The organism is Paenibacillus pectinilyticus (genome assembly GCF_001700435.1).
Classification (GTDB): domain Bacteria; phylum Bacillota; class Bacilli; order Paenibacillales; family NBRC-103111; genus Paenibacillus_E; species Paenibacillus_E pectinilyticus.
The window spans coordinates 331,721-348,912 of the sequence record NZ_LYPC01000027.1; the positions used below are offsets into that span (position 1 = coordinate 331,721).

General features: G+C 48.2%; 12 protein-coding genes. 8 read left to right on the top strand and 4 right to left on the bottom strand.

Going from position 1 to position 17,192, the window contains the following annotated elements; all coding sequences use genetic code 11:
• The first annotated feature begins 44 nt into the window (after positions 1-44).
• The 7 genes from A8709_RS23175 (at position 45) to A8709_RS23205 (ending at position 10,728) form a co-directional block, all read left to right on the top strand.
• Positions 45-1,583 carry an ABC transporter substrate-binding protein gene (locus A8709_RS23175; RefSeq protein ID WP_065855614.1) on the top strand — a complete coding sequence of 513 codons (1,539 nt, stop codon included), beginning with the start codon at positions 45-47 and terminating at the stop codon, positions 1,581-1,583.
• A gap of 106 nt (positions 1,584-1,689) precedes the next feature.
• On the top strand, positions 1,690-3,237 hold the full coding sequence (locus A8709_RS23180) for a glycoside hydrolase family 43 protein (RefSeq protein ID WP_065855616.1): 1,548 nt from the start codon (positions 1,690-1,692) through the stop codon (positions 3,235-3,237).
• A 60-nt stretch (positions 3,238-3,297) separates the two neighbouring features.
• Positions 3,298-5,409, top strand: coding sequence for a glycoside hydrolase family 52 protein (locus tag A8709_RS23185; protein WP_065855618.1), 2,112 nt, complete (start codon positions 3,298-3,300; stop codon positions 5,407-5,409).
• Positions 5,410-5,510: 101 nt separating this feature from the next.
• Positions 5,511-7,802, top strand: coding sequence for a beta-glucosidase family protein (locus A8709_RS23190; protein ID WP_065855620.1), 2,292 nt, complete (start codon positions 5,511-5,513; stop codon positions 7,800-7,802).
• Positions 7,803-7,816: 14 nt separating this feature from the next.
• Positions 7,817-9,166 carry a glycoside hydrolase family 30 protein gene (locus tag A8709_RS23195; protein ID WP_084225347.1) on the top strand — a complete coding sequence of 450 codons (1,350 nt, stop codon included), beginning with the start codon at positions 7,817-7,819 and terminating at the stop codon, positions 9,164-9,166.
• Between the two features lie 202 nt (positions 9,167-9,368).
• Positions 9,369-9,797, top strand: a complete 429-nt coding sequence (locus A8709_RS23200) for an NfeD family protein (RefSeq protein WP_065855622.1) — start codon at positions 9,369-9,371, stop codon at positions 9,795-9,797.
• 4 nt (positions 9,798-9,801) lie between these two features.
• Positions 9,802-10,728 (top strand): SPFH domain-containing protein, encoded by a 927-nt coding sequence (locus tag A8709_RS23205; protein ID WP_065855624.1) that lies wholly within the window; start codon positions 9,802-9,804, stop codon positions 10,726-10,728.
• A 12-nt stretch (positions 10,729-10,740) separates the two neighbouring features.
• Here the strand turns inward: A8709_RS23205 and A8709_RS23210 are convergent, their stop codons facing one another.
• Together A8709_RS23210 and A8709_RS23215 are read right to left on the bottom strand one after the other, a co-directional pair.
• Positions 10,741-12,120: a sensor histidine kinase gene (locus A8709_RS23210; protein WP_065855626.1), complete on the bottom strand. Its 1,380-nt coding sequence runs from the start codon at positions 12,118-12,120 to the stop codon at positions 10,741-10,743.
• Positions 12,113-12,760, bottom strand: a complete 648-nt coding sequence (locus tag A8709_RS23215) for a response regulator transcription factor (protein ID WP_065855628.1) — start codon at positions 12,758-12,760, stop codon at positions 12,113-12,115. The genes A8709_RS23210 and A8709_RS23215 overlap by 8 nt, the downstream gene beginning before the upstream one ends.
• A 188-nt stretch (positions 12,761-12,948) precedes the next feature.
• Here A8709_RS23215 and A8709_RS23220 point away from each other — a divergent pair, with 188 nt between their 5' ends.
• Complete coding sequence (locus A8709_RS23220) at positions 12,949-15,288, top strand: glycoside hydrolase (RefSeq protein WP_065855630.1); 2,340 nt, start codon at positions 12,949-12,951, stop codon at positions 15,286-15,288.
• A gap of 66 nt (positions 15,289-15,354) precedes the next feature.
• On the opposite strand, the gene A8709_RS23225 is transcribed toward A8709_RS23220, so the two are convergent.
• Together A8709_RS23225 and A8709_RS23230 are read right to left on the bottom strand one after the other, a co-directional pair.
• Entirely contained in the window at positions 15,355-16,236 is an 882-nt protein-coding gene (locus A8709_RS23225; protein ID WP_084225351.1) for a carbohydrate ABC transporter permease, read from the bottom strand.
• Positions 16,237-16,259: 23 nt separating this feature from the next.
• Positions 16,260-17,162, bottom strand: coding sequence for a carbohydrate ABC transporter permease (locus A8709_RS23230; RefSeq protein WP_065855632.1), 903 nt, complete (start codon positions 17,160-17,162; stop codon positions 16,260-16,262).
• Between the last annotated feature and the right edge of the window lie 30 nt (positions 17,163-17,192).

Sequence of the window (17,192 nt, forward strand, 5' to 3'; positions counted from 1 at the left end):
AAGCATGGCAACGCCATTAGACTTCACTAAAAAGGGGTTAACACATGAGAAAACAGACCAAAATCATTACGATGTCTCTGGCCACGATGATGGTAACGACGCTATTCCTTACGGCATGCGGTAAGGATACAGGCGATCAAAAAACCGCATCCACAAGTTCAGCTTCTCCATCTGCGAGTTCGACGGTTAATGCTGACACGAAAACGCCAGCAGATCTTACCTTGGCGTTCCCGATTTTCGGCGCTATGCCGAAGAATATGAATCTTATTCAGGATGAAGTGAACAAAATTACCCAAACGAAGATTAACGCTACAGTCAAGCTTCTTCCGATTAGCTTCGGGAATTGGAATCAGCAAACGAACCTCATGATGAGCAGCAATGAAAAGCTTGATTTGATGTTAATTCTTGGAACTTATACAAATCAGGTGGCTAAAGGCCAATTGCTTCCCCTGGACGATCTTATTACGAAATATGGTAAAGGCATTACGACTGCAGTTGGGGCCGATTATCTCAACGTTTCCAAAGTCGAAGGCAAAAATTATGGCGTCCCGTCCATACGGGAATTTGCGAGAGGTTTCGGATTTACGATGAGAAAGGATATTGCCGACAAAAACAATATTGATGTTAGCAAGATCAAAACGTTAGATGACGTTGAGTCGGTTCTGAAGATTATTAAAGAGAAAGAGCCAAATCTAACTCCGATTGCTCCCGGGGGCAGTAACTCGACATTCATGCAAACTTATATTCCGTATGATGGCTTAGGCGACGCTTATGGCGTATTGCCGAATTACGATAACGGTTTGAAGATCGTCAATAATGTCGAATCGCCAGAATACGCTGCGTACATCAAAAAGTTCAGAAGCTGGTACACATCCGGTTATGTACTGAAGGATGCCGCGACGAATCAAATGTCGTCGAATGATCTGGTTAAAGCGGGTAAACTTTTCGGATATTTGACACCGACGAAACCTGGATTTGATAGCATGACATCCAGACAAACGACATATCAGATGGTTACTGCAACGCTGATTGATCCTGTTGCTACTACATTCACGACAACCGGTATTATGTGGGGGATTCCACATCATTCAACGAATCCTGATCGTGCGATGATGCTGTTGAACTTGCTATACACGGATAAAGACCTGATTAACTTGCTTGACTGGGGTATTGAAGGCAAGCATTATGTGAAGGTTTCTGATAATTTGATCGACTTCCCTCAAGGCATAGACGCGAATACAAGCGGTTATTATATGGGGTTAAGTTGGATGTGGGGCAACCAATTTCTCTCGTATGTGTTTAAAGGGGATAGTCCGGACATTTGGAAAGAGACTATGGAATTCAATAAAAGCGCGAAGAAGTCCAAAGCGCTTGGCTTCAGCTTTGATGCCGATCCGGTGAAGACGGAAATTACTGCGGTAACCAACGTCACCAATCAATATCAAAAAGGGATTGAAACAGGAACGCTCGACCCGGATAAGGCGCTTCCGGAGTATATCTCCAAGCTTAAAGCAGCAGGCATAGATAAAATTATTGCAGAAAAGCAAAAGCAAATGGATGCATGGGCGAAGACGACTAAATAAGCTTGATATGACGACCCCAATCAACTTCGCTCTTGTTGATTGGGGTTTGAATTTTATGGCGAAAGCGAGTCAATAGCTAATTGAACTAGAAAAGAGGCAACCGGCTATGAAATATACTAATCCCGTCATTAGCGGCTTTTATCCTGATCCGAGTATTTGCAGGGTGAACGAAGATTACTATTTGGTTAACAGTTCATTCGGATATTTCCCAGGAGTACCGATTTTTCATAGCAGGGACTTAATTAACTGGGACCAAACCGGTCATTGCTTAACTCGGGAAAGCCAGTTGACGCTAACGAAGAAAGATTGGAATCAGTGGAATGCTATTGGTTTTACAGGGATTTTTGCGCCTACGTTACGTTATCATCAGGGCAGGTTTTATATGATTACGACGAACGTGGGGGCTTCCCAAAATTTTATTGTTTGGGCGGAGCAGCCGGAAGGTCCTTGGTCCGACCCTATCGATCTGGATTGGGGAGGCATTGATCCATCTTTGTTGTTCGATGAGGATGGGAAGGTATATATAACCGGAACAGCAACAAATGAAGAATCGATGGGGATTTATCAAGCGGAAGTCGATTTGGAAACGGGGAGTTTGCTCACAGAACGCAGGAACATTTGGCAGGGGACAGGCGGCAGATTTCCCGAAGGCCCTCATCTGTATCGGATTCATAACAAGTACTATCTCTTAATTGCTGAAGGCGGCACCGAGTATGGACATATGGTGACGATAGCGAAAAGTGACGAACCGTACGGGCCATTCGAAAGCTGCCCACATAATCCGATATTAACCCATCGAAGCACGGAGAGTCCGATACAAGCGATCGGGCATGCTGATCTGGTGCAAGCGCATGACGGCAGCTGGTGGACGGTTTTTCTGGGAATACGTCCGGTCGGCTACCCGTACCGCCATCATTTAGGACGCGAGACATTCTTAGCACCAGTTACATGGACGGAAGAAGGCTGGCCGATCATCGGGCAGAATGGCCAAGTGGCGTTGGAAATGGAGGCTCCCTCCTTTGCGCAAACACCGCAGCAAATGGATAAACGATCGAGATTCGTCAGGGACGATTTCGATGCGCAAGAGTTAGGTTTTCAGTGGAATTTTTTGCGAACCCCTCACGAGAGCTCTTGGTCGCTTCAGGAGCGTCCGGGTTGGCTGACTTTATACGGCATGGAAGCTTCATTAAATGAACAGGACACTTCGTCGTTCCTCGGACGCAGACAGCAGAATTTCGAGTGCGAGGTTTCCGTACTTCTGGAATTCGATCCGGTTGATGAAGGAGAGGAAGCCGGGCTTACCGTTTTTATGAATGAATCCGCACACTACGAGATCGCAGTTACACGAATGAATGGCAAAAAAACATTGATTTTCCGGCGCCGAATCGGCAGCCTGTGGAAGGTGGAGCAGGAAGCCGAGTACGATCGCTCCGCCATCGTTCTTGGTATTAAAGCGAGTAAACAGAGCTACACCTTTAGCTTCGCGCAACCGGAGGGGGAGGCTACCGAATTTGGCAAAGGAGAATCCAGTTATTTATCGACCGAAGCCGTTGGCGGCTTTACCGGTGTCTATTTCGGGATGTATGCGACTGGAAATGGAACTAGAAGCAAGACGCCGGCGTATTTTGACTATTTTGAGTATCGGTCCCTATAAAGTAGCTCAGCGAATCAAGTGAACGATTGCTAAAAAAGAACCCTAGAAAGAGGTTACACAATGCCAGAAAATAAATTTTTTAACGCCCATCATTCACCGATTGGCGCCTTCGCAAGTTTCACTCTCGGGTTCCCCGGGAGCGGTGGTGGGCTTGACCTCGAGCTCGGACAATCACCTCGCCAGAACGTATATATCGGTGTGGAGTCGCAGGATCGCAGCGGGATTTACGAAGCTCTTCCTTTTTACGCGTCGGCAGAGGATGAGAGCAAGCGGTATGACGTCGAAAATTCGGAATCGAAGCTGAACATGCCGCGGAACGTCCTGCCGTTCCAGGAGAATGAGATTCAGCGCGATTTTCATTTGGGTACGGATTCTTGGCAAGCCGGCGATTTGACGTTTACAATCTATACCCAAGCCCAATCGGTGCCGGATCCTGCCGCCGCAGCCGATGAAGAGCTTAAGCTGACGCTGATGCCGGCGGTGCTCGCGGAACTGACGATCGACAACACAACTGGCAGCAGAAGCCGCCGGGCGTTCTTCGGCTACCAGGGCAGCGACCCGTATAGTTCAATGCGCCGTCTTGACGATACGTGCGACGGAATATCGGGCATCGGCCAAGGGCGACATTCCGCAATCGCTTCATCCGATCCGGGTGTTCGTTCGGCGCTGTATTTCACACTTGAGCATATGCTTACGGCTAAGCATGAGGAAAACTGGACGTTCGGTCTGGGAACGGTCGGCGCCTTGATCATGGATGTTCCTGCTGGCGAATGCCGGACGTACCAGTTCGCGGTATGCTTCCACCGCTCCGGCGTCGTAACGGCTGGCATGGATTCTTCCTATTTGTATACGCGTTACTTTCGAAATATCGAAGCGGTTGCTTCGTTCGCGCTGTCAAGTTTCGAAGCGGTTGCCTGCCGGGCACGCGAAGCGAACCGGATGATCGACGAAGCAAATCTGTCGGATGATCAGAAGTTCATGATGACGCACGCGATCCGCAGCTATTACGGGTCTACGCAACTGCTTGATGCAGAGGGCGAGCCGTTCTGGGTCGTCAACGAGGGCGAGTACCGGATGATGAACACGTTCGACCTGACGATCGATCAGCTTTTCTTCGAGCTGAAAATGAATCCTTGGACGGTCAAGAACGAGTTGGACATGTTCGTCAAGCGGTTCAGCTATGAGGATAACGTCCGGTTTCCGGGGGACGAGACCGAATATCCTGGCGGGATTAGCTTTACCCATGATATGGGCATGGGCAATACGGTGTCACGACCGCATTACTCCTCGTATGAACTGTACGGGTTGGATGGCTGTTTTTCGCATATGACCTATGAGCAACTGGTCAACTGGGTGCTCTGCGCGTCCGTATATACAGAGCAGACCGGGGATCGGGAATGGCTCGAGGCGAATATGGACGTGTTCATCCGCTGCTTCGACAGTATGCAGAACCGCGATCATCCAGATCCTGCGCAGCGTAACGGCATCATGGGCCTCGATAGCTCGCGCGTCATGGGAGGCGCCGAGATTACGACCTACGACAGCCTGGACGTGTCGCTGGGTCAGGCGAGGAACAACATTTATTTGGCGGGCAAAAGCTGGGCTTCCTACGTCGCACTTGAGAAACTGTTTAGCGAGAATGGAAAGCCGGAACTATCAAAGGCGGCAGGCGAGCAGGCAGTGAAATGCGCGACAACGATTGTCAGCCACATGACCCCGGACGGTTATATCCCGGCTGTGATCGGGGAGGGGAACGACTCCAAAATCATTCCAGCGATCGAGGGCCTTATTTTCCCTTACTTCACGAACAGCCGGGAGGCGCTCGACCCGAATGGGCGTTTCGGTGCTTACATCCGGACGCTTAAGCAGCACCTCGATACGGTACTGCAGGACAGTATCTGCCTGTTCCCGGACGGCGGCTGGAAAATTTCGTCGACCAGTAACAACTCGTGGCTCAGTAAAGTCTATTTATGTCAATTCATCGCTCGGCAAATTCTCGGTATGCCATGGGACGAGAAAGGTGCGGCAGCGGATGCCGCGCACGTGAAGTGGCTTACTCATCCAACCTTGTCAATTTGGAGTTGGAGCGACCAAGTCATTTCCGGCGAGATCGTCGGCAGCAAATACTATCCCCGTGGCGTCACCAGCATCCTGTGGCTGGAGGAGCTCTGAACATAAAAAAAACTGGGAGAGAGACTTCAGATCCCTTTTGCCGGATAATCTCTCAATCGGAGTGACAGGTCAATAGAATCATGCAATGGAGGCAAATCGATATGACGCGAGACCTTAAAATTATATTAAAGCAAATGACGCTAGAGGAAAAAGCGGGGATGTGCTCTGGGCTCGACTTCTGGCGGTTGAAGGGGGTCGAGAGGCTGGGTATTCCTTCTATTATGGTGACGGACGGACCGCACGGTCTCCGCAAGCAAGATACGAAAACGGCCGGCACCGATCATCTCGGGATATTCGGCAGCGTCCCTGCGACCTGCTTCCCTTCTGCTGCGGGACTGGCGAGCTCTTGGGACCGCGAGCTAATCGGCAATGTCGGTGTAGCTCTCGGTAAGGAGTGCCAAGCAGAAGACATCGCTGTCCTTCTTGGTCCAGGAGCAAACATCAAGCGTTCCCCGCTCTGCGGGCGCAACTTCGAATATTTCTCCGAAGACCCTTATCTCAGCTCCGAGCTTGCCGCGGCCCATATCAGCGGTGTACAGAGCCAGGGAGTAGGTACTTCGCTTAAGCATTTCGCCGCGAACAACCAGGAGCACCGTCGCATGACGGGCAATTCTGTCGTGGACGAGCGCACGCTTCGGGAAATTTATTTGGCAAGCTTCGAGGGTGCGATCAAGAAGGCTCAGCCGTGGACTGTCATGTGCGCCTACAATCAAGTGAACGGTACGTTCGCTTCCGAGAATCGCACATTGCTTACGGATATTCTGAAAGACGAGTGGGGATATGAAGGATTCGTCGTCTCGGACTGGGGCGCGGTCAACGAGCGGGTGAACGGCTTGGAAGCCGGTCTTGAGCTTGAGATGCCGTCCAGCCGCGGAGCCGGAGACCGGAAGATCGTCGAGGCGGTGCGGAGCGGTCGATTGTCCGAGGAGACGCTGGACCGAGCGGTCGAGAGGCTGCTTCGTATTATCTTTATGGCCGCCGACAATAAAAAGGCGGATGCCTCCTATGATGCAGAAGCGCATCACCGCTTGGCGCGGGAGGTTGCGCGCGAATGCATGGTCCTGCTTCGGAACGAAGATAATCTGCTGCCGCTGCCAAAGTCGGGGCGGATCGCCATCATTGGAGAGCTGGCAGTCGAGTCTCGTTATCAAGGAGGCGGTAGCTCTCACGTGCATCCGACCAAGTTGGAGAAGATTCGCGAAGAACTGGTGGCCGTTGCTGGAGCGAAAGCTTCCTTTACGTATGCACAAGGGTACGACCTTGCCCGTGATAGCGCTGACGAAGTGCTTGTCCGGGAGGCTGTGGCAGCTGCCCGCACCTCCGACTTCGCGATCTTGTTTGTCGGTCTTCCCGAGCGATACGAATCTGAGGGGTTCGACCGCAAGCACCTGCGCATTCCGGGCAATCAAGCGGCGATTATCGATGCGATCGCCGAGGTTCAAGGCAACGTCATTGTGGTCCTGAGTAACGGTGCTCCAATCGAAATGCCCTGGCTGAGCAAGACCAAGGCGGTATTGGAAGGTTACTTAGGGGGCCAAGCGCTGGGTGGTGCAATCGCGGATATCTTGTTCGGCGAAGTGAGTCCTTCCGGCAAGCTTGCCGAGACATTCCCCGTTCGACTGGAGCATAACCCTTCCTATCTGAATTTTCCTGGTGAAGGGAATACAGTTAAATACAAGGAAGGCATTTTCGTCGGCTACCGGTATTATGAGGCGAAGAAAATCGAGCCATTGTTCCCGTTCGGCCACGGTCTTAGCTACACAAGCTTTGCTTATTCAGACTTGCTTGTCGACCGGAAGGAGATGACCGACGAGGAATCCGTACGCGTAAGCGTGAAGGTAAAGAATACCGGAACTCGTCAAGGCAAGGAAATCGTTCAGCTCTATGTTCGGGATAACGTAAGCGCAGTCGTTCGGCCCGAGAAGGAACTGAAGGGCTTTACCAAGGTCGACCTGCTCCCAGGGGAGGAGAAGGAAGTATCCTTCGAGCTGGATAAGCGCTCCTTCGCATTCTACGACGTCAAGCTGAAGGATTGGCGCGTCGAGAGCGGGGAGTTCACTATTGTGATCGCCCGTTCTTCGGTGGATATCGTCCTATCGGACACGATCTTCGTACAGTCGACAACGGTTCTTGTCCCTACTTATACACGCAACTCGACTATCGGAGATCTTTTGGAGGATCCGAATGCCCGGTCAGATGCTTGGGAGCTTCTGAAACACTCCCCGTTTCCGCTTCCCGCCGAGGGAGATGAAGGAGTTATGAATGACGCGCTGACTGCATTTGCTAACTATTTGCCATTAAGAACTTTCATCGGCTTAAGCAGAGGCGCTTTTACGAATGAAGATTTGGAAGCTTGTTTAGAGAAGCTGAACGGTTCGCGAACCGTTAGATGAAGGAGGAAGCAGAAATGAACAAACCAGCAACTCTTTGGATTTCAAGTACCGAGTCGTCCCTTTGGACGGATAAACCAATTCCGCCAGCGGAAGCTGCGGTAGACAGTACAGCAAGCCTTACAATTACCAAGGACAGCTATCAAACCGTGGAAGGTTTCGGCGGCTGCTTCAACGAGCTCGGGTTCACGGCATTGAGCTATCTAAGCGATGAGGAGCGAGTGGAAATGCTCCATTCCCTGTTTCATCCCGATGGAGACCAGAAGCTTAGCATTTGCCGACTTCCGATAGGGGCAAGCGATTACGCCCATGAGTGGTACAGCTTGAATGAAACGGACGGAGATCTAGCGATGGCGCATTTCTCGATCGATCGAGACCGTCAATATTTGATCCCTTATATCAAAGAGGCATTAAAACTGAATCCAAATCTGAAATTGTTCGCATCGCCTTGGAGTCCTCCGACCTGGATGAAATTCCCAAAGGCGTACAACTTCGGTACGCTTCGCTGGGAGAAGGAGATTTTGGAGGCTTATGCGCTCTACTTTGTTAAGTTTGTAGAGGCTTATCGGGAAGAAGGTATTACCATTCACCAGGTTCACGTTCAGAACGAGGTGGTCGCCAATCAGAAGTTCCCATCCTGTGTCTGGACAGGTGAACAGCTTCGGGAGTTCATCCGTGATTACTTAGGCCCAGCTTTCGAAAAACACGGATTGGACACGGAAATTTGGCTTGGAACCATTAATTCTCCGGAGCCTTGGGATGAATGGCTTAAGAAGAAAACAGCGGACCACGATGCTTACGCGCATACGGTACTCAGCGATCCGGAAGCCTATAAATATGTCAAAGGTGTCGGCTACCAGTGGGCAGGCAAGTATGGCATCCAAAGAACCGTGCTAAGCTATCCGGAGCTTCGGTACATGCAGACAGAGAACGAATGCGGCGACGGGACGAACACATGGGCGTATGCGAAATACGTGTTTAATTTGTACCAGCATTATTTTACGAACGGTGTGAATGCGTACATCTATTGGAACATGGTACTGGAACCGAAAGGCCGCAGCACATGGGGCTGGGAGCAGAATTCGATGATTACGGTGGACCCCGCGGAACGACGAGCCATCTTCAATCCGGAGTATTACGTAATGAAGCATTTCTCTCATTTCGTACCCGAGGGCACAAGACGGATCGGTACGATAGGTCATTGGACAGGCAATGCCCTCGCCTTTGAGAAGCCGGATGGCGGCATCATCATCGTGATCGCCAATCCTTTCAAAGACTCTCGGGACGTTCGGGTGTCGAACGGAAACACTGTTCAGACATTTAGGTTGGAGCCGGAATCGTTCAACACGATCGTTTTTGAAAATTGAGAAAATGATGCTGGAAGATCGCTACTTGAATTTGTTTTAGCTAATAGAGCTTCATCCCCTGAAACCACAGTGTAAGCTGTGGTTTTTTTTGTATGTTTGGCTGAGGTGATGAATTAATCTAGCGAAAATAAATACATAGTCAAGCCTGATTATACATAATTCTTAACATAGCTTGCAGTAGAAAGTGAGGTGCGGTAACCAATTGCTGTGGATAGCTTGGTTTGTGTTGGTCGTCTTATTTGTGATTCTAGAACTTCACACAGGTACGTTTTACATGTTAGTACTCGCAGCCAGTGCTTTATTTGCAATGATTGCTGCTATTTCCCAGTTTTCTTTCCTCATACAGCTATGTGTATTTACTGTCTTTGCGTTTGTAATCTATGTATTTTTGCTGCCAATTGCCCGTAGGTTAATACCTTCATCTTCCAAAGAAGTTTTGCCTTCACCGCATCAATTAATCGGTCAAAAAGCTTACGTGATAAGTGAAATTAAGCCTAGTGAAGGCGGTTTAGTGAAGGTGAATTTCGAGATGTGGAGTGCATTTGCGGATGATCGGATACAGGAAGGTGAAGAAGTGGTTGTAATCGAGGTTAGAGTTTCGAAGTTATATGTGAAAAAAGGAGAGATGTAATCGTATGGTAGGGATTATTATGGTGCTTGTTCTCATTGTATTAATTATTATTGTGATTGTGAAAGGGATTAGGATTGTACCGCAACAAACCGTTGCGATTGTTGAGCGAGTAGGAAAGTTTTACAAAACGCTTCATGCAGGAATAAACATCATCATCCCCATCATTGATACGATTCGCAGTCGACATGATTTGAGAATTCAACAGGAGAAAGTACCATCTCAATCCGTTATTACCAAAGATAACGTGGCTATTGGTGTCGAGCTTGCAACCTTTTTCTCCGTCGTTGATCCTAAATTAGCTACGTATGGGATTGCTAACTATGTGCAAGGTATCCATAATATCGTTGCTTCCGCTTTGCGCTCTACGATAGGTAAAATGGAGCTTGATGAAATTCTTTCGAATCGTGATCGAATTCAAGCTGAATTGCGACAAGCGCTAGATAATGCTTCAGAAAATTGGGGAGTTCGAATCGATCGGGTAGAAATATTACAGTTGGAAATCCCTATTGATATTCAGACCTCCATGGAGAAGCAAATGAGAGCGGAGCGGGAAAAACGGGCGAATATATTGCAGGCAGAAGGAGAAAAACAAGCCACTGTTCTTCGAGCAGAAGCTCAGCAATCTGCTGTCATACTTGCTGCGGAAGCGGAGAAGCGGCGCCAAATTCTGGATGCAGAGGCGAAGCAAACGTCACAGGAGCTGGAAGCTTCAGGACGCGCAGAAGCCATTCGACTAGTGGCGAATGCAGAACGTTCAAGAATCGAAGCCTTAAATGAGGCCGGTCTTACTTCAGAGATTCTTACATATAAGTCCTTCGAAGCACTTTCAGAGATGGCCAAAGGAGCCGCTTCTACGATTTTCATCCCAACGGATGTTGTCAGTACATTAGGCTCAGTAGGCGCGATGGCCAAAGTGTTCAAGATAGACTAAATTCCTGGCAAATTAAAGAACAGCCATAACAAAATAAAACGTAACCATCCCTTCCTCCACCGTCAAGCCGAATGAGGCGTTGTGCTGCTGTAAAATGGCGCGAGTAATGGATAGCCCAAGTCCTGTACCGCTAAACTTTTTACTGCGGGAGCTTTCTAGCACATAGAAGGGCTCCCATACACGCGCCCAATCGGCTTCTTTGGTGTGCTGCGTTGGGTTCGAGATTTGGAAGCGCACGGCATTCTCGATGGTCTCGACTTTGATCGAAACGTAGTCGCTGCTTGTGTATGTCATCGCATTGGTTATCCAGTTGTTCAGCACCGACTCCAATTTACCCCGATCCGCCATCACCCACATTTCCTCTTTTACAGCCATGTCGACTCGCAGCTCGAGACCCATCTGGCGAAAAGCGGTATGATAAGCAGCCATTGTATCTTGTAAAAGGCTTTGGAAAGCTAAAGGTTCAAATAGCAAAGTTTCTTCTTGCAGCCTCGCAAGCTCCAACAATCGGTCGATGAGCCCTGCCATGTCTTCACTTTGCTTCCGAATGACGCTGGCATAGGTACCATCATCTAAACCATCTTGAAGCCCAGAAGCGTAAACATGGATTAAAGCTAAAGGTGTTTTCAATTCATGCGAAATATCGGAGATAAAGTGCCGGAGATTGGCATTTTTCGCTTCCAAAGTCTGATGGGCTTCTCTCAAATTATCGCTCATTTGATTGATACTGCGTGCCAGCGATTCAATTTCATCGCCTGTCTGAATATTTGACCTACTGAAGGTTAAGTTGGAGATCGATTCAGCTGTCTGCATGAGATCGGCAAGAGGCTTCACGATACGTTTGGTATACAGGACGGACAACAGGACGAGCAGTAGAAACATGGCGATCCACAGATACGCATTGAATCGATTTACGATCCCAATCGTATCCGCGGAGTGGGAGATGGATTCCCCAATGGCGATTACCGAGCCATCGACACTCATAAAATTGACGAGAAAACTTGACTTCAATTTGGCTTGATCGAAGATTTTATTGACCCGTCCTCCCTCACGGAGGATTCTTACACTGTCCTCGGTTAACCAAAACTTACTTAATGTAATGCCTTTTCGGCCCAGCTGCGTTAATAAGTCGCTATTCAAATCATCAACCGACTCCGATAAGGAGCTGACAACGATCGTAACTTGATGGTGTTCCTCAATGGCACTCATTTGCCCGGATAACACCTTGAGATCCATCGGCTTGAGCTCCGTAACGAGCTCATCCAGCTTGTGTTTTTTCTCATATAAAAAGTATTTGGGCAAGAGGTAGGTGTTCACAGCAAAGGAGAGCAGGAATACAACACAGAGCGTCAGTGTGATCTGTACGAGAAGCTTACGGGTCAATCTACTCATGATGATCCTCCAAGGCATACCCCATGCCACGATATGTTCGGATCCAATGCTCGCCAATTTTCTCTCTTAGCCTGCGTATATGTGTGTCAACCGTCCGTTCTTCCCCGAAATAATCGAAACCCCAGACCTGATCTAACAGCATCTTGCGTGTGACGATATGCCCTTTGTTGACGACTAAATATCTCATCAATTCGAATTCTTTATTCGTAGCAAGGATATCTTTGCCATCGCGATATATTTTTTGAGCTTCTATGTCCACAGTCAGATCGCCAATTACGGTTGGTGCCATGAGGTGAAGCAATTTTTTCGCTCTTATAAGTAAAATACGAGGATCAAATGGTTTGCGCAAATAATCATCCGCCCCCGACTGCAACGCATGAAATTCATCATCCGGATCTCCCTTGGCTGTAAGTAGAAGGACTTTCACACGGCTCGTTTTCTTCATAGCTTGGCATACCTCGATGCCACTGCGTTTGGGCATCATCCAATCCAATATCGCCAAGTCCACTTTATGCTGATAGAAGAGGTCGATCGCTTCATCACCGTCCTGCGCGAGGAGCACGTTAAATCCTTCCGCGACGAAATAGGCTTTTAAAATCTGCAGCATTAGTGTCTCATCGTCTGCAAGCAGCACGTTCATATTGAATCCCTCCATCTATATGGCTTTGGTTGTTACGATACCATCCCTTTGTTACATCAGTATGACAGATGCTGAAATCACGAATCAAGTTGGTGCTACGCAACTTCCTCAGTCATTTGGCACATTGCTGTAACAATGCTCCATTACAATGATCTCGAACCATGATCACTGAAATTGGAGGATGAACGATGAAAAAACAATTCACTACGCTGTGCGCGACAAGTATACTCTGTCTGTCCTTGACGGGATGTTGGGGCGGGGATTCTTCACAACCCTCACCATCGATAGATGTGCACTCTACACCAAGTGAAACGGCTTCTGTGAAAACCGCGATAGAGCCATTCACATTCGAAGTCGATCCCGAAACATTTGCGATAGATATCATCAAAGATGGGGTACACATCCCAGCATCCGTGCCGCTTCCCAAAGCTCCCGTTACGAATGTGGTCAGGATAAAGGATAGCGTCAAATGGACCTATCCGAATCAAGTTAATGTGAGTGTCGTTAAACAAAACGAGTACCTCGACATCCGAATTGAGTCAATCGGAGCCGCACAGTTCCAGTGGCCATCAGTCAAATCGGATAGTTATATACTGCCCTTCGGAGAAGGGAAACAAATCCCGGCAGCCGACGTTAGCTGGCGCGAATTTTTGAAGGATCAGACTCTGAGCTGGAGTGAGTCGTTCTCGATGGATTTTTTTGCTCAGAGTAAGAGTCAATTATCGCTTGTCTATGTCGTAACGAATAAATTCAATAATGACATTCATTTTGATGCGTCGCCGGATGTCACCTTTCAATTTACACATGACTTCCCCAGCCTGAATAAGGATAAAAGCTATGGATTCCGCCTCTATGTAACGAAGAATGATCCGCAGCAAATTGTCCAACCTTACAAAAATTATGTATCAGAGCACGGTAAGATCGTCACGCTTCAGGAGAAGGCCAAGCTCAATCCGAATATCACGAAGCTGTATGGAGCACCTCAAATTTACTTGTGGAGTGAAACGATTCTGACGGATCCTGATGTGAAATGGACACAGTTGCGCGAGCTACTCCCGAAGTTGGGACCTTGGCTTAGTAAGCTTCTTTCCCATACAACAGATGGCAGTGCTGAGTTTGATCAAGTCGTAAAGCAGCTATCCAAACAGGATTACTTGGATAATTACCAGAAGAAAGTGGTTCTGACCGCCTTGAATCAAGTTTTGAAAATGCGTGAATTGTACAATCCAACCCAGTTCCCTACCCCTGACGAGGAAGCGCGCAAGCTCATTGGGCTGGGTGTAGACAAACTAAGTGAGGAAAAGCTGTATGACTTGAATAAGCTGCTTCTTAAAAGTGTCTTAAAGGAGGCCGTTTCACCCGTATTGGATTGGGGGCAAGCGGATTCGACGAAAGTCATTCAGGAAATGCAAGAAGCGGGGATCCCAAACGCATGGTTGGGCCTTCCGAACTGGTCTAGCGGATTGATGAACCCGCGGATGGTCAGTGAGGCGAATAAGATCGGCTATCTCATCGCACCCTACGATTCTTATCATTCTATCCAAGAAAAAGGGGATCCATCATGGAATACGGCTTTCTTCCCGGACACGTCTCTTTATGAAAATGCAACGATCACGGGGCAAAATGGGAAGAAGGTCGCTGGATTCTTGCAGCGTGGCCGCAAGTTGAATCCTACGCTTGCTATGCCAAGTGTCAAGGACCGTGTTGCCGGGATTTTGCAGGATGGCATCGGTTTCAATTCTTGGTTCGTGGACTGCGATGCCACAGGGGAAATCTATGATGATTACACACCCGCTCATCTAACTACACAACAGCAGGATTTGAATGATAGGTTAGCGCGGCTGGATTATTTCGCGAAAGAGAAGAACATGGTTGTAGGCTCAGAGGGAGGAAATGACTTTGCTGCAAGTGTGATTGCCTATGCGCAAGGGATTGAGAGTCCCGTCATTGCTTGGGGGGATCCCGATATGCGTGACAAGAAGGATAGCCCTTATTATGTAGGCGGCTACTATGCAAGGGATGGCGGCATCCCCGAGCGCTATGGCAAGCCTGTACCCATTAAACCATTGTACGAGCACGTTTATATGGATCCAGCCTATTCACTACCGCTCTATAAACTGATTTACAACGATGCGATCATCACGACGAATCATTGGGAGTGGGGCAATAATAAGATTAAGGGGGAAGAGGCAGACCGTATGCTGTATGATCTGCTGTATAATGTACCGCCGCTCTATCACTTAGACCGAGTTACCTGGGAAAAAGATAAAGCGAGTATGCTTGATTTTCTGAATGTATGGTCCCCTTTCCATCGCGAAGCTGTTCTTCATCCGATGAGCGAGTTTACCATCCTTACGGAGGATCGCCTTGTTCAAAGCGCCAGGTATGGAGACGAGTTGAAAGTCCTAGTTAATTTCTCTGACAGCCAGGTCACAGTGGCAGGTGAAGTCATTCCTGCCAAATCGGCTGTTCTGTATCAAGGCAAGCAGCGCAAAGTGTTTGAGGCTGCGGCTAATGTGAAACTATAAGCCATAGATAAAGGCAAGCCCAAGTAGTGTAACTACTACTAGAGCTTGCCTTTTCACGTTGAAAGGCTAGCCTTTCAATCCCGAACTGGCGATTCCTTCCACGAACCACTTTTGACAAACAATCACGACGATAAGCAGAGGAACAAGCGCAGATACGGAAGCTGCCATCATGAGGACATAATTCGTCCCAAACTCTTCCACATAACTGTTCAGACCTATTGGAATCGTGAACAGATCTTTGTCTCGAAGCAAGATCAGCGGATTCTCGTAATCATTCCAATGCCAGGTGAAAGAAAGAATGAGTAGGGTAACGATGGCTGGTTTCGTTAACGGTAAGCATATTTGCCAGAAGGTTCGCCAGTACCCTGCGCCGTCGACACGCCCAGCTTCCAGCAGTTCATTGGGCAGGCTGCTGAAAAATTGACGCATGAGGAAGGTGCCGAATACGGTAAACAAGCCTGGTAAAATAAGAGCATAATGCGTATTGATCAATTTCATTTGATCGAACAAGATGAAGCGCGGCACAAGGAGGACCTGGCCCGGAATCATCATCGTTGACAAGTACAGGAGGAACAGAAAGTTACGTCCTTTGAAACGGATTTTAGCGAACGCATAGCCCGCCATAGCGCTGGTGAACAGATTGCCGGCCACGGTGATCCCCGTAATTTTGACTGAATTCCAATAAAATAAATAGAATGGATCTGTGCCTGCCCACACTTTCTTATAATTCTCGAAATGCCATGTGTTCGGAATCCAATCAATTGGATAATTGAACACCTCTCCATTGATTTTGAAGGAGGTGGAAATCATCCAAAGAAAGGGAAGGATCATGAGGATCGAGATTCCAGTTACAATGATCGTGAGTATGATTTTCAGCCATAGACCGGTTCTTTTAGCTCTTTCGAGTGATGTTGGGTTAGTCTTTTCAATCGGTATAATCGTTTCCATAGGGTTGATTAGCTCCTTTACAATTAGAAGTGCTGCTGCCACCGCTTTTGACTTTGCCATTGGATGAGGGTGACGACAAAGATGATCGCGAAGAGCACCCAAGAGACGGTAGCGGCATAGCCCATTTTGTAAAATTTAAAAGCGAGTAAGTAGATGTGATAGGATAGCACCATGGTTGAATCAATCGGTCCGCCTTGCGTCATAATGTTGACAGGGCCGAACACTTGGAAAGATCCGATAATAAGCGTTATGGCAACGAGAAAGGTTGTTGGCGTGAGCATCGGTACCGTAATTTGAAAAAATTGACGCATTTTCGAAGCGCCGTCGATCTCTGAGGCTTCGTACAAATCTTTCGAAATTCCCTGCAGGCCTGCTAAGTAAATGACCATGGAATAACCTATGGTCACCCATACTTGCATAATGATGATGGCAAATAGCGCAGAATGGGGACTAGACAGCCACCCAGGTGGATGTGCAATGCCGATCGTCTTGAGAAACTGATTAATGGGTCCGTCTGAAGCGCGATACATAATGCTCCAAATGACAGACACTGCCACAAGCGAACTAACGTAAGGTAGGAAGATCAAGGTTCGTAAGGTTTGCTTGAAGAACACATATTTATTGAGAACGACAGCGAATAGCAGTCCTAATATCATCGAAGCGGGAACGCTGACAAGCGTGAATAGGAGATTATTTTGCAGCGCTTTCACAAATTTGGGGTCACTGCCAAGTGCTTTGAAGTTATCCAATCCGACCCACTGAATCCCAGCAAACCCTTTGAGGTACTCCCAGTCATTAAAGACGAGATAGAGGCTGAACAGAATCGGCAGCAATATGAAGATGAGGTACCCAGAGAAATTAGGCAAAATAAACAGATAGCCCGCAAGGTTCTCCCTGAATTTCGCGTTACGCCAGAATTTTTTCATTCGTATGACACCCTTTCGCATTCATGTGTT